This is a genomic window from Pseudoalteromonas sp. RW-H-Ap-1 (genome assembly GCF_048318575.1).
Classification (GTDB): domain Bacteria; phylum Pseudomonadota; class Gammaproteobacteria; order Enterobacterales; family Alteromonadaceae; genus Pseudoalteromonas.
This window is the reverse complement of sequence record NZ_CP166996.1, coordinates 1,645,381-1,667,377: the sequence shown is the minus strand read 5'-3', so window position 1 is coordinate 1,667,377 and position 21,997 is coordinate 1,645,381. Positions and strand designations below refer to the sequence as shown.

Sequence of the window (21,997 nt, the reverse complement as noted above, 5' to 3'; positions counted from 1 at the left end):
TGTAATATAAGCCGTTTTGGGGTGTTATAACTCCCCAAAATGGTGTTCAATAAGCTGTTAGCTGTCTCATCGCATATCACTCAACCTTCAAGGATTGAAAATTTGTTAAATAAATATAGGTATAAAGAAAAAGATTTTCATTTTTCTAACAGAGATAAAGATCATGAACATAATATTTTTACTGTCATTGTTGGAAAAAACGGGACAGGAAAAAGTCGTTTAATGAAGTCAGTTATAGAGTCAATTATAGGTAAAAGTAATAGAAGTGGGGTTATAAGACCACGAGATACCTCTGAAGCTTTATTTCAAGAGATCAAAGATAATATTGAACTAGATAAAGAACCTGAAAAAATTATTGCTGTTTCTACAAGCCCTTTTGATAAATTCCCTTTAGATATTTATGGCCATTTAGATAAAAAATATTCTTATTTAGGTCTTCGTGATTTAAGGTCAAGAGATCTTGGTATGGCATATATGGCTAATATTTATCTATCTTTATTGAAGTCAGTAATAAATGAGTCAGGTAGAGCTAATAAAATATGTGAGGTGTTAGGGTTTCTGGGTTACTCACCAAAAATTGAAGCAAGGTACCACTTAGAGTTTTCTAGAAGAAGGATTCATGATGCTTTAGTTAGTTCTAATCCAGCTGAATATTTTATTGATAATTTTATATTAAACAAACACACCCCATTACATAGTAGTAGAACAAGAGGTTTTTTTGATGAAGATAGGGATATAGATATTTCTAAAGTTGAAAGGTTTCTTGAAATATATCGAAATATTGACCCCTCCAATCTAAAGCCAAAAGTAGAAATCTTTCTTGAAAGGAGCGGTATATTATTCCCTAATAATGAAATTTATGATGTAAATGATTTGTTCTTTTTAGCCGAAATCGGTGTTGTAAGATTAAGGGAAATCACTTTAGAAAAAAATAACGGGAAGAGTTTTCGCATCGGGGATGCAAGTTCAGGTGAACAAAGTGTTGTAATGAGTATACTCGGAATCGCGAGCCAAATATGTGATGATAGTTTGATTTGTATTGATGAACCTGAAGTATGCCTCCATCCCGAATGGCAAGAAAAATATATAGATATCTTAATTAATACTTTTAAAAGTTTTAAAGGTTGTCACTTCTTAATTGCAACACACTCCCCATTGATGGTATCTAAACTTAACGATAAAAATTGTTATTTAATGAAAATGGAGAATGGAGAAGCAACAAATGCGTCACAAATTAACAATAGGTCTGTTGACTTTCAACTTGTAAATATTTTTGGCACGCCTGGCTTTAAAAATGAATACCTAACAAGAGAATTAATATCAGTATTATCTTTATTTGGACAAACAGGAGCGTTAGACAAAATTACACAAGAGAAGCTTAAATTTTTATTATCTTTAAAAGATCACATCAGTGAAAAAGACCCAGTTTTTAAACTTATGGATATGGCTCAGGAAGCCCTGGTGGAGAGCCTGTAATGCCCAATGTTTTGATAAAATATAATAGCGAAGATCAGCTTAAAGTTGATGCTTATAATAATCTAGACGAAGATAGAAAAAGCGGAGAATATTGGGACGATAGTGACGGCCAAGATTTAAAGAAAATTAAAAAAAACATCAAAACATTTTATATCGAATCTCAAGGTTATACATGCCCGTATTGTCGGCAGACAATTGAAGTTGATCATAATGCTGTCTGGGATGCTGAACATATAATACCAAAAGATAAATTTCCTCAATTTTTATTTTCGCCGTTAAATTTATGTGTTGCCTGCAAAGATTGTAATTTGGCTAAGTTGAATAAAAATGTTTTAAAAAACAAAAATAGAAAAACTTTACCAGTAGAGAGCGATGATTATATATTTATACATCCAAATTTAGATATATATACAAAGCATATGAAAATCATGAAGTCATCGTTGTTTTTTATACCACTAGATTCTAAAGGAAAAGAAACAATTGAAATTTGTGGTTTATTACGTTTCTTATATAAATTTACTGATTATGGAGATATATCTCTAGAAGTTAAAGAAAAGGTTTCTATGCTGTCTGATGAGCTGCAAAATGCAAAAAGTGCTATTGAACAACACTTTATCCTAACATGCCTTGGAGATGTCGTTGAGCAAGGTAAGCAAAAAGCTCAAAAAGAATATATGGCTGGGCTGAGAGCTAAAGCCAGCTAACAAGTGACTATGGTGTCAATTCCTAATTTTAAACCATTTTAGGGTCCCACATGACACCATCCCTCACCATAGAAAAAATAAACTAGACACCCACTCTAATTTTTGCAGTTTGGCGAACTAAAAAACAAATGGGGTCAGATCTTGACTTCAGACATCAAAAGCTTTTCAAAGAAATGGCAAACGAAAGTGAATACGCAATGGCAACTGTACTGTTTGTTCATAACATAGAAAAGCTGCAAAACAGGCTGCATTAAAAAAGTGGAGCTTTTTTCAGCCGAAATATTGCGACTCAAGCACCTGTAATCCTCTTTAAAACATCTATTAAAACAATCTCAAATTCTCTTTTTATATTTTATATAAAATAGCGATAACTGATTGAACCAAAATACGAACTCGGCTATGGTTGATTCATCAATAAAGATAATTCTAAAACGAGTTAATCTACTGGCTTGTTATGTGTATCAGTGAGATTAGTTAACTTAGCAAAAGAATGAAATGAAAATACAAATTTTGATAATATCGACAGTATTGCTAGCATCATGTGCAACGACTTCAACAGGACCTACACCTGTTGGTGATAATAAGTATGTAATGTCTCGGCAAGAGGGCGCTTTTCCTTCTGGCAGTGAACCTCTCCTTCAAGAGGTTCTGCAAGAGGCAAACCGCTTTTGTGCATCTCTCGACAAAAAGATGAAGTTAATCAACTCAACCGAAAATCCCGGTCCTTATATTATGGGCAACTACCCGAAAGCGACAATTACATTTAAATGCGAGTAATGCCTGTTGGTATAGCTACTCATAGAAATGAAATTGAAACGGGCATTGGCAATAGCTGCCAACGCCGTTTAATATGGTGTTAGAAGATTAAGTCGAGGAATCAATTGTCCGTTAATCAACTAGAAATGAGTGAAGGAACAATTAGGCAAAGAAAACTTTTTCTTACCGCAAGTATATTTTTAATCTTGATGTTTCATGGAGGTGTATCTTTAGGAAATACCCTGAGGATATTCGGCACTTCGATTTCAGTAGAAAATCCAGAATTTCTAATCAGCTTCCTTATTTTCTCTCAAATCTATCTAGCTTGGAGGTTCTACAAATATTTTCATACAGACAAAGCTTATTCCGCACTAAAGTCTCAATACTCTCATGCTCTGAGCCAAAAACTAGACCAAATATTAATGAAGCATATATTTCGCTCTCTCCCGAAAGGCATAATTTCTTATACAGGAAGCCACAGCTACAGTAACCTATCAAAAACTGATGACTCCAAAGGAGTATACAAAATTAAAGTTGAATACCCTGTCGGTGGTAACGAGGGTTATGACTCCACTCTAATTACAGTCCCAAAGAAGATATTTCGGTTTCAAAATGTGCCAATTGCTATAAAGTTCTTGGTCCGAGGAAAAATAATATCAGACTACTATGTACCGATGTTGTTAGGCATTTACGCATTACTGGTAAACATCGTATAACAGGGGCAATCACCCGGAAAGCTTTAAGCTGTCTTCGTTTTTTGCGAAAGAACAAATGGGGTCACCCATTAGAAAGTTCCGGTCAAGCAGGCAGCTGTGTTTTCTTGATCTTTTTATTCAAAAACCAAGTGTTCTTATCATTTAAACTCAATTTAAATATGACTACGCATCCAGTAATGACGTCGATTGGTGTGAATATACACCTTGGTTTGAATAAAGAACGCCATATGAATTTAGGCAGTTTAATTAAGCATTATTGATGATTAATTAAGGCCCTTGGCTTTCGCCTCAGTCATCGTTTAGTACCAATGCCAGTCCAGTTTCTGGCTGTGTTTACACACTGCGCTGTAACAAGTTTGTGGTTTATGCTTACACATAACCAACCCTTTGTGGCTCAAACATTGGGCATATCCAGTATCTAAAATGTGAGCGGTTAACGTGCAGGCTCAATCAAATCTAATGGTTTTACCAACCCCATTAGTAGCTCAACACGTTAACCTAATTTTGTATAGTCGCTAGGTAAACGCCTTGTGTTCATCAAATGGGACATTGTCTTTAAGCACATGATAACACGCTCTTGCGAGCTTATGCGCAACCGTTTTAATTGCGATAACTTGGTTCGTTTTAGCCAGTTTTCGTTGATAATATTTTTTGATTGTCGGGTTGTACCGAATGGCAAAATTAGCGGCCTCAGTAAACGCCCACGCTAAATAACGATTACCATTCTTCTGATTAGTAGCGGCTTTTTTCTTTCCATTACTGTACCTTGCTCCTTTAACACAGCGACAATACGAAGAGAAATTCCTGGGCTATCAAAACGTTTAATCGTGCCTGTCTCTAACATAATGGTCAGTGCTAAGGTATTCCCAATTCCATCAATACTGGTTAGGTTCATAAACTCAGGGGCGAGTGATGTTTGTTTTAAAATAGCGCCTTCTATCACATTAATTTGCTGTTGAGCACAGCGTATTAATGAGAGGTTAGAAATGACTGACAGTGCTGTATTCATTGAGCTAAAGTCTGCGTGTACCTTCTCAGCATCAACGCCTTTTCTGATAGCGGCCATTTGTTTGATTTTGTTGCTACTGAGCTTGTATCCAAGATGACGCATGTAACAACTTTGTACTGATAATAGGTTTTTAGTGGACTGTTGAACAATGTCCATTCGTTTACGCATTAAGTCGCGAACAGCTCTGAGTTCACGAGGATAAATATAGCCCTCAGGCAGGATGTCTAGACGTAACATTTCAGCCAACCAGCGTGCATCACTGTGGTCGTCTGCATATTTTAAGCCTGAATATTGTTGAATTGCAGCGGGGTTCGCTAAGTGAAGCTTAAATTCTGCATCCATTAATGCATCAACTAACCAATACCAATTAAATGTTGATTCAACAAAAAGCCCTGCTAGCTTGTATTTATAAGGGGTTAGAAAAGATAAAATAACAGACATGTCATTATTTAAACGCTTAACGGTAAGCGTTTCACCGTGTTCATTAATGATAGCAATAACACAATTATTTGAATGCAAGTCAATTCCACCATATAGTTTCATACTAAACTCCTCGAGATACAGTTTATGTTTTGAACAACACAACTGTATCGAAAAACTCGAGGAGCTTTCTATATGATTATCAAATCCTAACTTCAGACATCAAAAACTTTTTAAAGGAATAGCAAACGAAAGTGAATACGCAAAGGCAACTGTACTTTTTTGTTCATAACATAGAAAAGCTGCAAAACAGGCTGCATTAAAAAAGGGAGTCTTTTTAAGCCGAAATATAGCGACTCAAGCACCTGTAATTCCCTCTAAAACAGCCATTAGAACAGCCATTAAGACAACCACACATTCTCTTTTTATATTTTATGTAAACTAGCGATAACTGATTGAACCAAAATAGGAACTCGGATATGGTTGATTCATAAATAAAAATAATTTTGAAACGAGTAAATCTACAGGCTCGTTATGTTTACAAGGAGGTTTTATGGAAGCACCATGGAACGGTGAAAAAGTTAGTTTGTTTATTAGAATTTTGGCAATAATATTTATTATCTGTGGACTTATTGCCTTCTGTAGCTTGTTATTTTCATTTTTTGAACGTGGTAATGTCAGTTTTGACAACCTAGATTTTGGGGCTGTAATCGGTATGTTATCAGCTCCTTATTGCTTCCTATTGTTTTTAAAAGTTGCGGTAACAGGTCATGCACCAAAATCATGGATTCCATGGAAGTAGTGTAAACATAACAAGGGTTTTCAAGTCGGGCTCGTCACAGTTTGCTCGGTTCCACTTCGTTTCACATTTTAGCAAACTGTTCGGCGCTTACAAACAAATGGGGTCAAATCTCGACTTCAGACATCAAATTCATACGGCAATCTTACAAGCTGCTTTTAAAATAAAATGCTGGTGGCTCACTAGCTAATTAATTTCTAAGTTAAATTTAAAGTAAAAGGAAGTTTTTATGAAAGGTATTAATTATAAAAGGAATTAAACGTATTTGGTTTACGCTAGTGGTGTGACCATTGTTAATTATTTTAGGTGTAGCTACCTTTGCACCGTTATTAGGGTAGTATTTGTATTATTTGCAATGCTTAAAAAGTAAAACACTGACGGATTAACATTCAATATCCGCTAATATCCGCCAATGTTTACACTTTATTTAAAGGAGTACATCAATTTGTGATAGTCAGGCTTAACCTTTGTTACGGTTAAGACTTATCAAACATATCGCTAAAAGTAATGTTGCAATCATACCAGAGGCACCTGCAACACCTGATGGCAGAAATCCATCACGTCCAAAAGTAATTAAAATGGCATTGGCTAACATTGCAACCACGCCTACAAAAGCTGTAAGCCCTCCTAATGCTTTACCCCCTTTGGCTATATAAGACAGTCCAAAAACAAGTGCCGCTAATCCTAATAATACTTTGGCTGCGTAGTAAATCATGAATGACAAAGCAACCACGCCATTAATTAAAGGTTGTGCTCCTTCTACTGAGCCTGCAACTTTGCCAAATGTTGAAAATAACGTAAGGCCAATACTCACTTGAACTATGTTAAGTACCGCGCTAAACGTAATAGCCGACCATCCTAGTTGAGCGTTTTTTGCTTGCACCATAGCTGAACCTGCAAAAGCAACGAGCAAAGTAAATACCAGAGCTTCTAGTCCCCAAGCAAACTGCCTTGAAAAGCTAATTTCAGCACTGTAAAGGGCTGAAAAAATAGCCTGTGATATAGCCAATACCAACAATAAAGATGCTGAAATTAGGATGGTGCGTTTATTCGTAAACTCCATTATATACCTCTTATAATTTTATATTTAACGCTTTAAAAAGATGCAATAGCTTTGAAAATACAAAACATATGAAACTTTATATAACTAGCGTTCACTCTTGGGCCTGTTTATCTTTAAAGGTTAAATTTGCAACAGTCTATTTGATCTTTTAGCAAGGCCTATGTGGTTTGGTTATTCCCCATAAATGGGCGATAACCTAGTATTAATACCAAACAAGCGTTGTCCGAAGGGGGCTTCCTCTGGGTAATTTATTCATTGTTACTCGGTTTATACTTAGCCCGCTAGGTTACAATCTCACACCGCGATTAAATCCCCCCTAGATTGAACAAATTTTAAATCTGAAAGGTCAATAGGTCCTCAAGATACAAGACAGGTGAAACTATTTAATTATTTCACTTAAGTTGAAATAAATTAGACACCTGAACTTGTCAAATAAACAGAACTAAAAGTGCGAGAGGAAAACGGGGGCTTTATTAACTTCATTTTTTAGATGGAAAATAAAGGGGTTGCCTAACTGACTGTTTAGCTTTTGGAAAGGTGAGCTATACGGATACACAATTTTTTATACATAGGTTATAAAAAAACAATAGAATAGTAATTAACTATAGCTATGACAAAACTAAATGTAAGGCATAAACCCCAGTTTTATACCGCCATAGCGATATTAACGAATATTTATAAAACTTCTAGCGGTTAATTTTTTGTAAATATTTGTACCTTTTTTGTTTACTTTTTAATTTCATATGCTAATTTTTAAATGCTCGGTTGAGCGAATAATAATCAAATTTAAGGATTAAAAATGAAAAACATACTAAAAACACTATTTATTTGTGGTGCTGCGCTTACAGCTAACTCTGCTTTTGCAACTGATCTAGTTTGCGATGTATATCCAAATGGTTCAGGTGGAAACTCGATGAACGGAAGATCAAACTGCTTTACCATAGATTTTAGTTTTGGTAACCAAACAACAGGGAAGTACTATTTACAGAATATTTCAAAACCGATTAACAAAGTTATTTGGCAAGGCGATGCATCTTGCACAGGCGGTACATCGTGTAATATGACTGTAAGAGCTTACAGAAGCTATAGTGCATCTGCTTTAATTTTGTATAAAGATGGAACGTATGAAACGACAAATACGTCTCGTATGAGCTATGAAACAGGCCATTAGTAATCATCGCTTGTAAATAGAAGAACAATATAGATCAGTATTTATTGTGTGAATGTATGTAGCGACTTATTTTAGTCGCTATTTTTTTAGCTGGCGTGTTAAACATATACAAATAAGGAGATACGATGAAACAGGCAATGTTGATGTCGTTAATGTTTTTGTTAATTAGTTGTTCGAGCTTAGCGACCAATAGCAAAGAATTTAGTAAATCTAAGCAAACTGAAAAGTTTATTACTCTTGTCAGTCAAGCCAAAACTTATGACTTGTCTCATAATTGGGATGAAAATTCCCCTATAGCGTCTGTTAATCCAAAATACTCAATGGCACTTAATGCAACTCATGCTGATACGCGTGGTACATTTGGTGATAACGATCAGCTCTCATTCACATCAGAAATAATGCAATGGAGTGGTCATCATGGAGGTCCTACTATTGATGCTTTGGGTCATATTGGTCGAGATGGTTTACTGTATGGTGGAGTAGATGCGGAGCAAGCGACAAATGATCGCAGAGGAATAGGGCGCAGTGGTGTAGGGAGTGACTTAGGAATTGATCATTATCCTGTAAACTTATTGAGTAACCGAACTGTGTTACTTGATGTGGCACGCTTTATTAATGGTGATAATACGCCACTCGCTGCTGGTTTTGATATAACGGCATTACATTTAAAAAGAACAGCAAAATCGCAAGGGGTAAAAATTAAAAAAGGCGATACCGTGTTTATTAGAACAGGGTGGGGGCAATACTTTGCTAATAACCCACAGCAATATATTGCCGATCATGCCGCAGGTGTTGGTGTAAGTGGTGCACAGTTTTTAATAAAGGCTGGTGTAAGTGTTGTGGGTAATGACACCCTTACCTTTGAAAAACGCCCACCCATTGCCACAGAACCCTCATTTCAGGTTTTTCCTGTACATATGATGTTATTGGCAGATAACGGTATTTACATAATAGAAAACTTGTTCCTTGAGGAGCTAGCAAAAGAAAAAGTCTATGAGTTTATTGCCATTGTGCCGCCGCTTAAAATTCGTGGTGGTACTGGCTCGGCATTACGTGTATTTGCACTTACACAGTAACTAATAATTGAATAAAGAGTAGGGTTAATGTTTTTTACTGTTTTTATATACAGTGGTGCCGTTTTTTGAAATAAGAAACATACACAAAGAGTATTTTTTCTTTATTATGATAAAAGTACTGGCTGTAAAATTAACAATACTTATATGGGCGCCTCAAGGATGAATAAAGGATTATTAAAATCGTGGAATGACGAGAAAGGCTTTGGCTTTTTTAAATCAAGTACACTGCAACACGATACCTTTATAGATATATCATCGCTCAAACATATGAGCCGCAAACCTAAAGTGGGTGACATTATCTATTTTGAGGTTGCGACTGAGCCTAACGGTAAAACCAAAGCTGTAAATTGCCGTATTGAGGACGTTCTTGCACAGCCACATATAAAAGCTTCAATAAGGCCGGTTAGAATAAGCAAAACCTCAGGTAAGAACTCACCTTTAATGAAACTTATAACGTTTGGTATTATTTTTAGTATTAGTTTTAGTGTGTATAAAACCGGTTTTTTAAATACCAAACAAACACCTGTAGTAACTAATGCTAATATAGAGTCATTTATGCCCGCGAGTTCAAGTTCACTTAATAAAACACAGCAAGCATTTCGTTGTGATGGCCGCCAACATTGTAGCCAAATGACCTCGTATGCAGAGGCATTATTTTTTATTCAACATTGCCCCGATACTAAAATGGACGGGGATAAAGATGGCGAGCCCTGTGAACGGCAGTTTGGGAATAGGTAGTTTTTATATTGGGGTAATTAATAAACAAAAATTAGTTTTGGGCCCTTAGGTGGAATACGATTTTTAGTAATACAGTTATAAATAGCTGGTGGATTTAAAGCCATTTATCAAGGAGGTTGTTATGCTTAAAGTAATAATTGGATGTGCTGTTATATTTTCGTTTGTTTGCATGTTACTCGCCGCCGCACCTTTTACGCCGGCAATATCAGGTTCATTTATTATGCTGTTGTTTGCAGGGGCTATAGGTTACAAGGGTTACCTGCAATCAAGTTTAATACTGCTGTTAATTAATACGCTTGCAGTTATTGGCAGCCCAACTACAGATATAAGCAACACCGAAGCATTACTGTTTTTACCAATATTATTTTTAATCTCATTTGGTGGTGTTTTATTAGGCGTAAGAAAGTTAATTTCAAAACACGTTTTGTAGACGAGAGTTTGCACATATTTTATAGCTAACCTATATGATGAACCAACTCTTATTTCTCTTTGTGAAAAAACCTTAAAAAGCGATTTTAACAAAGAGAAACTAAAGAGGAAAAATGTAAAAATATAGGCTTACACGTTTTTACTTCTTCTAAAAACAAAGCGTTTCTTAGGCCTCTATGTGAGTAACGCATTTATATTCAAACCTAATGAGGTCAAAAACTAAAGCACCTCAAAAATAGCTGCAATACCTTGCCCGCCGCCAATACACATTGTGACTAAACCATATTTACCTTGAATTCGTTTGAGTTCGTACAAGCATTTGGTGGTTAGTATGGCGCCCGTTGCGCCAACAGGGTGCCCTAACGCAATGGCGCCGCCATTCGGGTTTAACTTATGCGCAGGAAAGTTTAGCTCGTTAGCAACGCACAGTGCTTGTACTGCAAAGGCCTCGTTAGACTCAATCACATCCATATCGTCAATAGTTAAACCCGTTTTTTCAAATACCTGTTGTACTGCAGGAATAGGGCCGATACCCATTAAAGTAGGATCAACGCCTGCTCTGGCATAGCCCACTAAACGAGCGAGCGGTTTTAAGCCTTGAACATTGGCTTTTTGCTCTGACATAAGTACCAACATGGCTGCACCATCGTTTATACCTGATGAGCTTGCTGCGGTAACGGTGCCATCTTTTTTAAAGTAGGGCTTTAAAGTGGCAAGTTTATCGGCTGTGGTATCGGCGCGAACATGTTCGTCGGTGTCAAAAAGATACGACCCTTTTCGCGACTTGATTTCTACAGGGACTATTTGCTGTTTAAAATGACCTGCAGCAATGGCTTTTGCAGCTTTATGGTGGCTGTTTGCTGCGTACTCGTCTTGCTGCTGACGGCTAATTGAATATTTTTCTGCGATGTTTTCAGCAGTTATTCCCATCGGGTTATTATCCCATGGGTCTTGTAAGGTCGTGGTGAGCTCATCGACCATGGTACTATTACCCATTTTTTGCCCCCAGCGGTTACTTTCGAGGGTATAAGCAGAGCTACTCATGCTTTCTGCTCCGCCAGCAAGGGCTGCATCTACATCACCTAATTGAATTTGTTGTGCCGCTTGTATGATTGCTTCAAGCCCAGAACCACATAAACGATTAAGCGTTACAGCGTGGCTGCTTATAGGTAAACCCGCATCGAGGCCAATGACCCTTGATAGGTAAGCGTCTTTTGGGCCGTTATGAATAACTTTGCCTACCACACATGAGCCAACTTGGTCAGGAGAAAGCTGAGACTGGGTTAGGGCTTCTTTTGCGCACAGTGTGCCTAGTTCTGCGGGGCTAAAATCTTTAAGGCTACCACCAAATCCACCAATTGCTGTGCGTACAGCACTTAAAATTACTACGCTGTTGTTTTTACTTTGTGTCATTGTGTTCTCTTATTATTTTTATATTCATGTTGTACTGAAATCTAGATAATAGACTCGAGAGGTTAAACCTTTTATAAGTACATCAAAGCATAACGTTTAAATAAACTAAAGGCGAGGTTGGTTCTGCTTTATGTGTTTTTTAATAAAGTGAATAGTAAAAGAGGTGAGTGATAATTATATTTTTGTTTAAATTTATAAAATAGGGCTCTCATTATGAGAGCCCACGGGGATTTATAAATCAATCATTTCAATATTAACAACTACATTTTTAAAACCAGCATCTTCAAACTCTTTTTTTAACTCTTCTGCACTTGAATAATCACTAGCTGAAACACTTCGCTTACTTCTTTGGTCAGTGACAAGTGGGGTTTCGTCACCAAAGTAAACGCTACCAGCAAATTGGCTTTGTGCATAAAAGTGACCTGTTAGGGTTGTTTTCTTAGGTCTTAAAACATGGCTTAAATAGTATTGCATTGTTGATAAGCTTGTTTGTTGTATCATCCAAGGCCAATCCCATTTTTTATTCTCACCTGGTATATAACGGTGTTCCCATTGATATTCAATGCTCTTATCTTGACCTGCCCAGCGGCCAATTACAAAATTAGCGGTGTCATTAGGTCTGTTTTCTGGGTGGCTTAATAAAGCATTGCCTCCCCACCGCATAAAGCCATTTATAGATAGATCGTAGGTAATATCAGCATCGAATGAATAAGGATACGATATTGATGATTTAAACAAATCGACCTTTGCATTAAGCTTGGTGAATGCTGGTACATTGGTTCTTGCTTGTACCACAACTCGCTCAGCTTCAGAGCCGCCATTACTTGTTCCCCATGCTTGCTCCGCTGCTATTGTGACAGATAACGAAGTGTCTGAGCCACCAGTAACAGAGGGAGACTTCCATGTATTAGATAATGTAACAGACTCAGAAATACTGTAATCATTGGTTTTAGACCAGTTGGTTGCCGCATCGTATTCAATTGTAACGACTGACATTTGAGCTGCTGACGTGTCATTCACTGCAGGGACTGTTAGCGTTTTAATTAGTTCTTTGTCAGCAGCAACAATATCACCAGTTATTTTATATGATTCGTTATCCATCACATATTCAAAGTTAGATACAGTAATAGCTGACTTTTCATCACATCGGTAACCATCACAACTGCCACCGTTGTAACCTTGTATTTTCCATCCTGAGCCCGTTTTAGACACCTCCATGTCCTCTCCAACATAGCTTGAGCGATTTCCACCAACCCACGCAAATCCCATTGTATGGGCAAGGTATGAAAGGGGTTTTATAAAACCCTCTTTTTGATTTACTAAGTCCCATTCAATTTGGCTTTGACTGCCAGGCGATACTTTTACTGGACTTAATGTAGGAATTTCATTAATGGGATCGGTAGGGTAGCACCAAGAATTTGCAGCAGTCCCTTGTTTGATTTCACCTGCGTAACCAGAGCCCATAATGACCCAGCCGTTAGCCAATCCCGTTATTTGCCACTTCCCCATTTTGTTTACAAGGTCGTTTCTGTAAGTTTGCGCTTCAGCTTTTGTAATTAATCTATTATCAGCTGAGCATACTCCGGCACCTAAGCTTTCATTTTTAAGTTGATCTGGATAAATTGCTGTTGTATTGGCACTTACAAAACTTGTGTGTGACAAAAGCAATAGGGGTAATATTTTTTTCATTAAGTTACATCCTTTAAAATCATATTTTAATTAAGCCCTAATTAAATAATCTAATTTTGGACCGATTTTGATTCTAAAGAAGTCGCTATATTTTTATAGAGTGTTAAATGAAAGTTGATTTTTCAAAAATATTAGTTGCTTAAAAATGACAATAAAATAATTAAATTATTACTACTGCGGTAGCTACATTTTAATCCCCTTAAGAGAATGCTCTAAAAAATCGATTAAGTAGCGTGTACTTTTTGGGATTAGTTTATCAGGCCATATTAGGTTTACATCTCGCTTAATGGGTGTGTACTGTGTTAATACTTCAACCAAACTTTCATCTTTTATATAAGGTAATAAACAATATTTTGGACCATAATAAACACCTCTTCCTTCAATAGCAGCTAAGGCACACATTTCTATATCGTTAGAAATAAAGTTAGGTTGAGGTTTAAAAATAACCTTCTCATTTTTATTTGCTTTAAAAGACCAATTTTCGAATGGCGAGCACGATATGTGGGGCAGTTCAGCCAAATCGTTAAAATTACTTGGCATACCATATTGCTTAATTAAACTCGATGAGCAAGCTAAAACAAAGCTCATTTGGTTAATGACTTTACATATATTTTGAGAGCTATCTAATTTTCCAATTCTGATGGCTAAATCAAACTCGGTGGCTTTTAAATCAAGACGTTCATCTGATAGCATAATATGAATTTTAATATTTGGATAAAGTAAGGTGAATTGATTTATAACGCCTGAGAAGTAGACACTTTTTATAAAGTTTTGCGGCGCTATTAGTTTAATTTTACTCACTTTATTTTCACTAAAACTCTTAAAATTGCATAGCGTACTTTGTAAACCTTCTACATGAGCTAGGCAATGGCCATAAAAGCTTTTTCCAGGCTCAGTTAATCGTAAACGTCCTTTTTCACGATAAAACAGCGCCAAAGATAAGTCTTCTTCTAGTTTTTTTATTTTTCTTTGTAAAGTGGGCAAAGGAATATTTAACTTTACTGACGCTTCATTAAATGTTTTGTAATCATTTACTTTTATAAAAAGCGCGATGATATCAAGCAAGGTAAATCTCCTTTATAAATTTATGACATGAAATTGTATTTAGTACTTAATAACTAGTAGGGCTATAAAACGAATTATTTATTTAAAGTACTCATTAGTCCCTTTTGTGGCAACAAAAATTTTACCTTTGAATTAGAACATTTAATAAATTATTGTGAGCGAAGGTGTACTTAACTTGAGGTATTAGTAATTAAAGATTCTGCAAATAACGCGTTTTTGAAATAAAAACTCTGTAGAAACAATCCGTAACATTTTACTACAACGTTTTAATAGACAAACAATAAGCTAGTAATTACGCTAGAGACACTTTTTTGGTGAATAATCATGATGCATAGGATCTGATTACCTAAATGGAATTTGCCATGATAAATCAACAGAACCGAAGGTATTAAAGATGAATGTATTTATAAAATGGTTGATTTTAGCTGCATTAATTATTGCTGCTATTGCCTGTTATTCTTATAGTAGCACCACTGGCTTATTTATTTTTATTATTGCGGGCTTTGTTTTTGAAATGACATTTTGGTTTAAGGTGTTTCCTATAAAAAAGAAACCGTCATTGTGGAAAGCTATTTAACCGCCTTGAAAAATGAATTGTTTAAGTGGGCTTGCAGCTTTGAGAATAGAATAAATAATTAGTCTGCTATTACTTTGCTTTAATATTAGAAAGGCTGCATATTTTGCAGCCTTTTGGTTTTATAAACTCAGTGGGTAACTCTATCTCCCCAAATGTCTTCCAGGCGACTATCGCGACCACAGCGCCAGCGATAGGTGTTATAACGAATAGGGTTATTTTTGTAGTAATCTTGGTGATAACTTTCTTCGCCTTTTATCGGGTAAAAGGTTTTCGCATCAAGAATAGGGGTTACCACTGTTTGGTTAGTAAACTCATTTATAACGGCTTTTTTAGATTTTTGAGCTAGCTTTCGTTGCTGCTCATTGGCTACAAAAATTGCGCTACGGTAGCTTGGGCCTTTATCACAAAACTGACCTTTGGCGTCAAAAGGATCAATGTTAACCCAATAATGATTTAAAATATCTTGATAGCTTAATACGTCTGTGTTGTAGGTAACTAGAACAGCTTCGTAATGCCCTTGATGATTACCATTATAGGTAGGATTTTTAAGTTCACCCCCGGTAAAACCTGATATCACATCGGTTACACCTTCGAGTTTTTCAAAATCGCTTTCCATACACCAAAAACAGCCTCCGGCTAAAATAGCTTGTTCAGCTTTAGCGTACGTTAATGAGCTAAACAAAAGCCCCACAGAGGTTAATGCTAGCGCTAATGTGTGTTTCATAAAATTTATCACCTGTAGTTATGAATAAATACTTGTATAGTAAGACCCGCTAACTTTAAAAACTCTTTCATTACAAAGTGGCTGGAGGGGTTGAACTTACTTTATATAAAACGGATGCTATGTATGAAAAGTTTAATGACGACTGATAATTTGCATGATGAATTGTTAGTCGTTCTACAAAACAACTTTGTTTCCTCAGAGTATAAACTTCCAAGCGCTGATGAGTTAATACCTCATAATCAAAATGCTCAGTACCATGGGTATGCATTCACTATAAACCATAAGCGAATAATTTATAGAAAAGCTAAAGTTACACCAGACAGACCTGGTGCTTTTTTAGCACTATGGAAACGCCCAGCGGATTGTAGCAATTCTAAGCCAATTCCTTTTACCAATGAGTTTGACTATTTATTTGTAGCGGTTTCAAGTGATGGATTAACCTCTAGTAACAACCAAGTAGCAAATACACAAAGTGGTTTATTTATATTTCCGGTTGAGTTGTTAGTTAAAAAAGGCATAGTTACAGGTACGAACCGTAAGGGAAAAACCGCTTTTAGGGTGTTTCCACCTTGGAGTGAAAGTAGGGCTCTGAGTGGTTCAGGCGTATTTAGTAACGCAGCTAAAAGCACACAGCGTTGGCAATGTGATTATTTTTTACAGCAGGACCAATATGGCTTAGTTGATTTAATTAAGTTAAACAAAATTTTAGCTAACGCTGTTTAAATTTGAATTATTGAGTCACTTTACGAGCATTGTTTTATATAGGGTTGTTTACTAAAGTGAGATCATACAGTCATACGAATAGTAGGTAAGATATGAACCAGTTAACCGAAAAGTCGATTAGTTGCTCTTACTGTGGCGAATCTATAGAAGTATTAATTGATGTGGCTGATATTGATGAGCGATACATAGAAGACTGCCAAGTGTGTTGCAGGCCTATTTCGTTTGTCGTATTTGAAGATAACGATGAACTTAATGTAAATGTATACAGTGAAGATGAGGCATTTTAAAGGAGCTACTCAGCCGAATGACATTACAACCACTTAATAATACGCATATCATCGAGCTAATGAGCTGGTTTAATAATCAAAATGGAACAGCTCAATGGGCTGGTCCGTATTTTAGGTACCCATTTACAAAGAAGACGTTTATTGAGGACTTAAACCTTGATGATTCTGCTTCTTTTGTATTGGTTGGACAACAAAACATATTACTTGCCTTTGGGCAATATTATCAACGGAAAAACAAATGTCACTTGGCGCGTTTAGTAGTAAACCCAATGCGAAGAGGTGAGGGTATTGCAGCCATCCTGATTAAAGCATTATGTAAACATGGGCAATTAAGCTTAAATGTTACTGACAGCTCATTGTTTGTTTATGAAAATAACCTTGCAGCAGTTTCGGCTTATAAAAAGCTAGGTTTTATTGTTGCGGCTAATACCCCAGTAAATCAAGATTCAAGCCCATTACCAGATAACTGTGTTTATATGGTTAAGTAATAAATTACGTCTAAGTTAGCTATTTTGCTGTTCTCGCGCTAATTGGTTAGGTAATAACTGCTCCACAATTTCTCTCGCTGGTAAGGTGTAACGTACGCCATCAAACATAACCGATGTGAACTCATCAATATTAGTAATGCCGGTGAGGGTCCAACCTTCACCACGTTTTGGGCAGTAAACAGTAGTAGTTGGTTGTATTACTTTAAAATTGTCGCTCATAGTTTATCTCAATTAATGCTTGTTAATACGATATGGTAAGTTAATAATGACGTTCTATAAAGTGCTATTTAAAGCGCGTTTACTTTATTTGGCTTTGGCATGTTTAAAACTATAAAATTATCCCGTATAACTCTTCGTTTAATTACTCACAAACATGGCGCAGCGTTATTAAAAATTTTGAACAATCCACTCGTTTATGAATTTAACGATTACAAAACGCCGCTAAATAAAGAGCATATTAAGCAATTAATTCAAGATGATATTTCGAGTTATTACCAAGGTGAAGGTGTTCGGCTTGCGATTGAACATAATATATCAGGTGACCTCATTGGTACTTGTGGTTTGTACAACCTTAATAACCAGACTAAAAGTGCTTATTTGGGCTTTGAGCTCGATCCTTTTTATTGGCAACAAGGCTTAATGCATGAAGTACTTAAAGGGTTTATCAGTGAGGTGCATTGCTCATTAAATATTCAGCATCTATACGCAGAAATTCATGGTAAAAATGTTCGATGTTATAATTTACTCACTAAACTTGGCTTTGTATTTAACCCGCAACTTAATAGTGGTGTATGGCATAAGCAATTAACTAAAATGAGCCCCGTATGAGAATTAAAAAAACGATTATTTTAAATCTGCTGTTTGCTGTTGGTGTATTTGGGGTTGCAACAATTGGGTTTAGTTATTATCAGAATGATGTATCAGAGTTTGTTGATGTAACCCTAGATTCGAAAGTGCTTGAAGAGTCTCGAAAAGTATTTATAAGATTACCTAACAATTATGATAAAACTAAAGCTTATCCACTTTTTATAAAAACAGACGGTAATTTTAATTTAGCTAATTGGGATAAGGCGCTAAAAGCATTAAATCCTGAGAGTATATTGAATGAGGCTATTTTAGTTGCCATACCTAATCAGTTTTTTACTGATACTCGAAATCGTGATCTTGTACCACCTTATGCAAGGAAAGACGTTAATATAAATCCTCGACCTAACAATGAAACTTCACCTGAACTTTTTGGTAAAGCTGATTTGTTTTTAGCTTTTATAGAGCAAGAATTACTGCCATATATAGCGGCTAATTATAAGTTAACTAGTCAACGTGGGTTAATAGGATTTTCTGCAGGTGGGAGCTTTACTCTATATACTTTACATAGTAAGCCGCAGCTATTTAATGCTTATTTTGTGTTTAGCCCAGCTGCTTGGTATGACGATATGACAGTGACAAAACAGTTCGACACGTTTTTAAAAACAAACGTGAATAGTATAAAACAGCCAACATTTTTATATATCACTGTTGGTGGGGCAGAACATTCCCTAATGTTAGCTGCATATAATAATTTAGTTACTAGTTTAGCAAAACATCCAAACAGCTGGCTTAAATGGGGAAACACAATTAACAGTAATGCTGAACATAATCAAAACCCTGCACTGAGTGTAGGTAAAGCCCTATTAAATTATACAGAGTTTTTATACTCGCAAACTAATACGCCTTCTGATTAATTAATGACAATTTTAATTTAAATCTAGCCGGCTTTTATTTTTACTGCTGGTGGAGTATATTTAATGTTAAGAACACATCATACTTTATTTGATTTAAACAAATCTTAGCAGTAGATGAGTTTTAAATATGGCATACAGAGTAGGGATAGATTTATTGGTGTGTGCAAAGCGTTTGTTTGTAACTTATATCTACGGTCATTATTAAGTGAATTGTGGAGGAACAGGAAAACCAGATTGAAACATAACAAATAAGTCACTCTTTAGATGTTCAAATAACACATGTTGATTACAGCTTACATCGGTTTTCCGATCAGTGTTTCAGTAATACCCAGAATTAAATTCCGGCGTTTTATTAATTGACGTTACAACAATGCAATTTTGTTGCTCAATTGCCTTAACATGCTTTCTGCATTCGGTATCTCGTCGTTTAAACCGGTGATCAGGGTCATAAAATAACAGTCCATCATCACACTTGCTTTTGTTTCATCAAAGTCTGGTTGTTCACTAAATAGTAGTTTTTTAAATTCATCCATTTGTGCTTTAAAAAAATCAGCACGCCAAATAATGTCACTAATTAGTAATTTACTAAATTCACTGTTTTCACAATAAAAGGAGTAAAGGGGGTGAGCGTAGTGGCGTAACTTCAATCGAGGAGGGCGCTGAGTATCTGATTGCTTTGCTTGCTCAATAATAACTTTAATTTGTTGCTGCATACCGGCCATAAGCAAATCAATTTTATTTTCAAAATGGCTAAACACAGTACCAACGGCCACATTAGCTGCAACGGCAATTTCTCTTGTTGATGTGTGGTCATAACCTTGTAGTAAGAAAAGCTCCCATGCTGAAGCTAAAACTTTATCCCGTGTTTTTTCTTTTTTACTCATAGTATTCAATGCTTTAAAATTTTATTGGTTGTTGGGCTTAAATTTGCACTTGATAAATTGAGCGCGCTCAATTAAATTTATGAGCATGCTCAATTAATTAAAAGGTGATACATGGAGTTTATCAAACGTGTTATTGGTTATGTACTTTTTATTCCACTTATTTATTTTTATTCTTTTATTCTCGGCCCAATCCTAAAAGCTGTTTTAGTCCCAGGTGGAGTTGCTTTGTTGTGGCTTATTTTAGGGCCAAAAGAAGGGACGCGTGCGTTAAAAAAAGCATTCAAGAAAAAGTAGTTTAGTCTTCAGCAGAACACATAAAAAAGCCCTGCTATTTAGCAGGGCTGTAGGGTCAGTTAAGCTTTGCGATTTTAAACTTGAAAAAACAACAGGTCATTAAAGAACGTATCTAAAACCAAAAGCAATACCGTCATCTTCTGATTGTTCCATTTGTGCTTGCTGCTGTTTATTATCGCTTTCAAAATCACCAAAATCTTTACGTGCTTCTACATAAAGTTGGGTGTTTTCATCTATTAAGTAATGCACACCAATAACAGCAAACTGACGTTTAAAAACATCATTAGGATCAGCATTAAAATTTGGCTGAATAACATAGTCATCACCTGCATTAAACAAGTTGTAGGCAATAAATGGTCTAAAATCGTTTTCAAAACGATACGACAAGAACGTTTCAATACCAATTGCATCTTCAATTAAGCGACCAATGTTATCTGTGTCGTGGTTTTCGTTTTTGTTGATATTAGCGGCTACATATAAACCTGGCGCATCAATATTGCCCCAAATAACACCTGCACCATAAATTAAATCGTCAACAGAGCGTGTTGTTCCGTCGCCATAAGTTAATTCAAACTCGCCGCGGTTAATACCCGCGGTCAGTTTTAGCTTATCAGTCACGTTATAGGTTACTGCACCGCCAAATGTATAGTTAAATTCAACTTGTTGCGCAGCAGTATCGCCTGACTCAAAATTAGCCCGACATTGTGATTCTGTAATATCACTTACATCACAGGTATAAAAAGCGCTGTTTTTTAACTGAGTTTGTACACTAAAATCAAAATCACCGTAACTATTACGGTATTGCAATGTTTTATCGCCACGGCCAGTACCATTTACAGCACCATCGTCTTTGTTGTAGGTATAAACACCTGCGGCGTTGCCATCCCAAACATAGCTGTAGTTTGTTGCATACACAACATCAAACCACGCACCCCATTGTTTACCAATAGTAATTTGGCCGTATTTATCGTGTTTTAAACCAGCATAGCCTAACCGGTTATACAAAAATTCATCTTGAATCGATTCAAAACGGTTGTTGTATACAATATCACTACTGCCAACAGGATTTACACCCCATTCAACTAAAGCCATTGCTTCCCAGCCATTCTTTAGTTGGCGTTTAAAATCAAAATTAATTCGTGAGGCACCATTAACCACTTCATTTTGACCTTGAGTATTAATTACTCGCGCATCTATATAACCACCAATAGCAACTGTATTTTTTTCATCCTTAAATACTTCGATTGCTGAAACACTCGGTGTAGCTAAAACACCTGCAATCGCGAGCGATACTAATTTTATTTTCATTGTGTGTGCCTTGCCTAAAAAAGACGTTTTTATAATTACTAAATTCGAAGTCGTGCAGACTAGCAAAGCAATAAAAGGCTCAAAAGTGAAAAATTATCAATGATAATTAATACAAAATGCGCTGCTTGTTCACTTTAAGTTAATACTGTTTCTATTTTGTAGACGTATAAACTGCTATTTAATTTTGGAATAAGACATTAGGCTTAAATGTAGGAGAGAAAATGTTGAGTTTTTTTCATAGTTGCTACTATCGGCATAGGTAGAGCTAAAACTCTAATACTATAAAAAACGTTAATATAGCCGTATTAAATGTTAATAAAAGTAAAATGCGACCAAATAGCGTTTTAGCACGTTAAATTTTATAAATTCGCAATAACTGTAACTGCTTTTTTATTAAACATATTTTTACCGCATTTAAAGAATAATAGTGAACTTTACTTAGCTTATTTTTACATTGACACAGTCTA

The 21,997-nt window shown here is 35.9% G+C and carries 24 protein-coding genes and 1 pseudogene; 15 read left to right on the top strand and 10 right to left on the bottom strand.

Translation table 11 applies throughout. The annotated features are described in order from the left end of the window. Positions 1 to 102: 102 nt before the first annotated feature. The 3 genes from AB8618_RS07845 to AB8618_RS07835 all read left to right on the top strand — a co-directional run bounded on the left by AB8618_RS07845 (position 103) and on the right by AB8618_RS07835 (position 2,957). A complete protein-coding gene (locus AB8618_RS07845; RefSeq protein ID WP_409425493.1) occupies positions 103 to 1,476 on the top strand; it encodes an ATP-binding protein in 1,374 nt (457 codons plus the stop codon). Beyond that, on the top strand, positions 1,476 to 2,180 hold the full coding sequence (locus tag AB8618_RS07840; RefSeq protein ID WP_409425492.1) for an HNH endonuclease: 705 nt from the start codon (positions 1,476 to 1,478) through the stop codon (positions 2,178 to 2,180). Before AB8618_RS07845 ends, AB8618_RS07840 begins: the two co-directional genes overlap by 1 nt. A gap of 495 nt (positions 2,181 to 2,675) precedes the next feature. Beyond that, the gene (locus AB8618_RS07835; RefSeq protein WP_409425491.1) at positions 2,676 to 2,957 is read left to right on the top strand and encodes a hypothetical protein; all 282 of its coding nucleotides are present in this window, start codon (positions 2,676 to 2,678) and stop codon (positions 2,955 to 2,957) included. Between the two features lie 1,210 nt (positions 2,958 to 4,167). Here AB8618_RS07835 and AB8618_RS07830 read toward each other — a convergent pair. Next, positions 4,168 to 4,401 (bottom strand): annotated as a pseudogene (locus tag AB8618_RS07830) (transposase); the annotation flags it as partial. Further along, positions 4,359 to 5,204 (bottom strand): IS110 family transposase, encoded by an 846-nt coding sequence (locus AB8618_RS07825; RefSeq protein WP_418157346.1) that lies wholly within the window; start codon positions 5,202 to 5,204, stop codon positions 4,359 to 4,361. The gene AB8618_RS07825 and the pseudogene AB8618_RS07830, both read right to left, overlap by 43 nt. Before the next feature lie 430 nt (positions 5,205 to 5,634). On the opposite strand from AB8618_RS07825, the gene AB8618_RS07820 reads away from it, so the two are divergent. Next, positions 5,635 to 5,883, top strand: coding sequence for a hypothetical protein (locus AB8618_RS07820; RefSeq protein WP_409425488.1), 249 nt, complete (start codon positions 5,635 to 5,637; stop codon positions 5,881 to 5,883). A 457-nt stretch (positions 5,884 to 6,340) separates the two neighbouring features. Here the strand turns inward: AB8618_RS07820 and AB8618_RS07815 are convergent, their stop codons facing one another. Beyond that, on the bottom strand, positions 6,341 to 6,943 hold the full coding sequence (locus tag AB8618_RS07815; protein WP_413402068.1) for a thiamine biosynthesis protein ThiC: 603 nt from the start codon (positions 6,941 to 6,943) through the stop codon (positions 6,341 to 6,343). Between the two features lie 799 nt (positions 6,944 to 7,742). Between AB8618_RS07815 and AB8618_RS07810 the strand changes: the two genes are divergently transcribed. The 4 genes from AB8618_RS07810 to AB8618_RS07795 all read left to right on the top strand — a co-directional run bounded on the left by AB8618_RS07810 (position 7,743) and on the right by AB8618_RS07795 (position 10,358). After that, positions 7,743 to 8,114, top strand: coding sequence for a hypothetical protein (locus AB8618_RS07810; RefSeq protein ID WP_138606163.1), 372 nt, complete (start codon positions 7,743 to 7,745; stop codon positions 8,112 to 8,114). Positions 8,115 to 8,239: 125 nt separating this feature from the next. Further along, positions 8,240 to 9,190, top strand: coding sequence for a cyclase family protein (locus AB8618_RS07805; protein ID WP_409425486.1), 951 nt, complete (start codon positions 8,240 to 8,242; stop codon positions 9,188 to 9,190). Between the two features lie 159 nt (positions 9,191 to 9,349). Continuing rightward, positions 9,350 to 9,928, top strand: a complete 579-nt coding sequence (locus AB8618_RS07800) for an excalibur calcium-binding domain-containing protein (protein WP_413402065.1) — start codon at positions 9,350 to 9,352, stop codon at positions 9,926 to 9,928. 121 nt (positions 9,929 to 10,049) lie between these two features. Next, positions 10,050 to 10,358 carry a DUF6419 family natural product biosynthesis protein gene (locus tag AB8618_RS07795; protein ID WP_409425484.1) on the top strand — a complete coding sequence of 103 codons (309 nt, stop codon included), beginning with the start codon at positions 10,050 to 10,052 and terminating at the stop codon, positions 10,356 to 10,358. A gap of 218 nt (positions 10,359 to 10,576) precedes the next feature. Here the strand turns inward: AB8618_RS07795 and bktB are convergent, their stop codons facing one another. From bktB to AB8618_RS07780, 3 genes are all read right to left on the bottom strand, one after another. Beyond that, positions 10,577 to 11,770, bottom strand: coding sequence for a beta-ketothiolase BktB (bktB, locus tag AB8618_RS07790; protein ID WP_409425483.1), 1,194 nt, complete (start codon positions 11,768 to 11,770; stop codon positions 10,577 to 10,579). A gap of 231 nt (positions 11,771 to 12,001) precedes the next feature. After that, entirely contained in the window at positions 12,002 to 13,459 is a 1,458-nt protein-coding gene (locus tag AB8618_RS07785; RefSeq protein ID WP_409425482.1) for an aerolysin family beta-barrel pore-forming toxin, read from the bottom strand. A gap of 183 nt (positions 13,460 to 13,642) precedes the next feature. Further along, the gene (locus AB8618_RS07780) at positions 13,643 to 14,524 is read right to left on the bottom strand and encodes a LysR family transcriptional regulator (RefSeq protein ID WP_409425481.1); all 882 of its coding nucleotides are present in this window, start codon (positions 14,522 to 14,524) and stop codon (positions 13,643 to 13,645) included. Between the two features lie 394 nt (positions 14,525 to 14,918). On the opposite strand from AB8618_RS07780, the gene AB8618_RS07775 reads away from it, so the two are divergent. Further along, positions 14,919 to 15,101, top strand: a complete 183-nt coding sequence (locus tag AB8618_RS07775) for a hypothetical protein (RefSeq protein WP_409425480.1) — start codon at positions 14,919 to 14,921, stop codon at positions 15,099 to 15,101. Between the two features lie 127 nt (positions 15,102 to 15,228). Here AB8618_RS07775 and msrA read toward each other — a convergent pair whose 3' ends face one another. After that, positions 15,229 to 15,825 (bottom strand): peptide-methionine (S)-S-oxide reductase MsrA, encoded by a 597-nt coding sequence (gene msrA / locus AB8618_RS07770; RefSeq protein ID WP_413402061.1) that lies wholly within the window; start codon positions 15,823 to 15,825, stop codon positions 15,229 to 15,231. A 123-nt stretch (positions 15,826 to 15,948) separates the two neighbouring features. On the opposite strand from msrA, the gene AB8618_RS07765 reads away from it, so the two are divergent. The 3 genes from AB8618_RS07765 to AB8618_RS07755 all read left to right on the top strand — a co-directional run bounded on the left by AB8618_RS07765 (position 15,949) and on the right by AB8618_RS07755 (position 17,323). Then, positions 15,949 to 16,548, top strand: a complete 600-nt coding sequence (locus AB8618_RS07765) for a MepB family protein (RefSeq protein ID WP_409425478.1) — start codon at positions 15,949 to 15,951, stop codon at positions 16,546 to 16,548. 92 nt (positions 16,549 to 16,640) lie between these two features. Further along, positions 16,641 to 16,835 (top strand): CPXCG motif-containing cysteine-rich protein, encoded by a 195-nt coding sequence (locus AB8618_RS07760; protein WP_413402058.1) that lies wholly within the window; start codon positions 16,641 to 16,643, stop codon positions 16,833 to 16,835. A gap of 17 nt (positions 16,836 to 16,852) precedes the next feature. Continuing rightward, positions 16,853 to 17,323, top strand: a complete 471-nt coding sequence (locus tag AB8618_RS07755) for a GNAT family N-acetyltransferase (RefSeq protein ID WP_409425476.1) — start codon at positions 16,853 to 16,855, stop codon at positions 17,321 to 17,323. 15 nt (positions 17,324 to 17,338) lie between these two features. On the opposite strand, the gene AB8618_RS07750 is transcribed toward AB8618_RS07755, so the two are convergent. Then, positions 17,339 to 17,542: a hypothetical protein gene (locus AB8618_RS07750; RefSeq protein ID WP_008115630.1), complete on the bottom strand. Its 204-nt coding sequence runs from the start codon at positions 17,540 to 17,542 to the stop codon at positions 17,339 to 17,341. Between the two features lie 99 nt (positions 17,543 to 17,641). Here AB8618_RS07750 and AB8618_RS07745 point away from each other — a divergent pair, with 99 nt between their 5' ends. Together AB8618_RS07745 and AB8618_RS07740 are read left to right on the top strand one after the other, a co-directional pair. Then, on the top strand, positions 17,642 to 18,151 hold the full coding sequence (locus tag AB8618_RS07745; protein ID WP_409425474.1) for a GNAT family N-acetyltransferase: 510 nt from the start codon (positions 17,642 to 17,644) through the stop codon (positions 18,149 to 18,151). Further along, on the top strand, positions 18,148 to 19,044 hold the full coding sequence (locus AB8618_RS07740; protein WP_413402055.1) for an alpha/beta hydrolase: 897 nt from the start codon (positions 18,148 to 18,150) through the stop codon (positions 19,042 to 19,044). Before AB8618_RS07745 ends, AB8618_RS07740 begins: the two co-directional genes overlap by 4 nt. Positions 19,045 to 19,406: 362 nt before the next feature. On the opposite strand, the gene AB8618_RS07735 is transcribed toward AB8618_RS07740, so the two are convergent. Then, on the bottom strand, positions 19,407 to 19,928 hold the full coding sequence (locus AB8618_RS07735) for a TetR/AcrR family transcriptional regulator (protein WP_409425472.1): 522 nt from the start codon (positions 19,926 to 19,928) through the stop codon (positions 19,407 to 19,409). A gap of 111 nt (positions 19,929 to 20,039) precedes the next feature. Here AB8618_RS07735 and AB8618_RS07730 point away from each other — a divergent pair, with 111 nt between their 5' ends. Beyond that, positions 20,040 to 20,222 (top strand): hypothetical protein, encoded by a 183-nt coding sequence (locus tag AB8618_RS07730; protein ID WP_409425471.1) that lies wholly within the window; start codon positions 20,040 to 20,042, stop codon positions 20,220 to 20,222. A gap of 99 nt (positions 20,223 to 20,321) precedes the next feature. Here AB8618_RS07730 and AB8618_RS07725 read toward each other — a convergent pair whose 3' ends face one another. Then, entirely contained in the window at positions 20,322 to 21,530 is a 1,209-nt protein-coding gene (locus AB8618_RS07725; RefSeq protein WP_413402053.1) for a porin, read from the bottom strand. Positions 21,531 to 21,997: the final 467 nt, after the last annotated feature.

Bases quoted from the DNA above. Each gene is read 5' to 3' on its own strand.
- AB8618_RS07730 (WP_409425471.1), top strand. From the start codon at position 20,040: ATGGAGTTTATCAAACGTGTTATTGGTTATGTACTTTTTATTCCACTT.
- AB8618_RS07775 (WP_409425480.1), top strand. From the start codon at position 14,919: ATGAATGTATTTATAAAATGGTTGATTTTAGCTGCATTAATTATTGCT.
- AB8618_RS07755 (WP_409425476.1), top strand. From the start codon at position 16,853: ATGACATTACAACCACTTAATAATACGCATATCATCGAGCTAATGAGC.
- AB8618_RS07795 (WP_409425484.1), top strand. From the start codon at position 10,050: ATGCTTAAAGTAATAATTGGATGTGCTGTTATATTTTCGTTTGTTTGC.
- AB8618_RS07820 (WP_409425488.1), top strand. From the start codon at position 5,635: ATGGAAGCACCATGGAACGGTGAAAAAGTTAGTTTGTTTATTAGAATT.
- AB8618_RS07835 (WP_409425491.1), top strand. From the start codon at position 2,676: ATGAAAATACAAATTTTGATAATATCGACAGTATTGCTAGCATCATGT.
- AB8618_RS07740 (WP_413402055.1), top strand. From the start codon at position 18,148: ATGAGAATTAAAAAAACGATTATTTTAAATCTGCTGTTTGCTGTTGGT.
- msrA (WP_413402061.1), bottom strand. From the start codon at position 15,825: ATGAAACACACATTAGCGCTAGCATTAACCTCTGTGGGGCTTTTGTTT.
- AB8618_RS07810 (WP_138606163.1), top strand. From the start codon at position 7,743: ATGAAAAACATACTAAAAACACTATTTATTTGTGGTGCTGCGCTTACA.
- AB8618_RS07750 (WP_008115630.1), bottom strand. From the start codon at position 17,542: ATGAGCGACAATTTTAAAGTAATACAACCAACTACTACTGTTTACTGC.
- AB8618_RS07760 (WP_413402058.1), top strand. From the start codon at position 16,641: ATGAACCAGTTAACCGAAAAGTCGATTAGTTGCTCTTACTGTGGCGAA.
- AB8618_RS07785 (WP_409425482.1), bottom strand. From the start codon at position 13,459: ATGAAAAAAATATTACCCCTATTGCTTTTGTCACACACAAGTTTTGTA.
- AB8618_RS07735 (WP_409425472.1), bottom strand. From the start codon at position 19,928: ATGAGTAAAAAAGAAAAAACACGGGATAAAGTTTTAGCTTCAGCATGG.
- AB8618_RS07825 (WP_418157346.1), bottom strand. From the start codon at position 5,204: ATGAAACTATATGGTGGAATTGACTTGCATTCAAATAATTGTGTTATT.
- AB8618_RS07800 (WP_413402065.1), top strand. From the start codon at position 9,350: ATGAATAAAGGATTATTAAAATCGTGGAATGACGAGAAAGGCTTTGGC.
- AB8618_RS07725 (WP_413402053.1), bottom strand. From the start codon at position 21,530: ATGAAAATAAAATTAGTATCGCTCGCGATTGCAGGTGTTTTAGCTACA.
- AB8618_RS07765 (WP_409425478.1), top strand. From the start codon at position 15,949: ATGAAAAGTTTAATGACGACTGATAATTTGCATGATGAATTGTTAGTC.
- AB8618_RS07745 (WP_409425474.1), top strand. From the start codon at position 17,642: ATGTTTAAAACTATAAAATTATCCCGTATAACTCTTCGTTTAATTACT.
- AB8618_RS07815 (WP_413402068.1), bottom strand. From the start codon at position 6,943: ATGGAGTTTACGAATAAACGCACCATCCTAATTTCAGCATCTTTATTG.
- AB8618_RS07805 (WP_409425486.1), top strand. From the start codon at position 8,240: ATGAAACAGGCAATGTTGATGTCGTTAATGTTTTTGTTAATTAGTTGT.
- AB8618_RS07840 (WP_409425492.1), top strand. From the start codon at position 1,476: ATGCCCAATGTTTTGATAAAATATAATAGCGAAGATCAGCTTAAAGTT.
- bktB (WP_409425483.1), bottom strand. From the start codon at position 11,770: ATGACACAAAGTAAAAACAACAGCGTAGTAATTTTAAGTGCTGTACGC.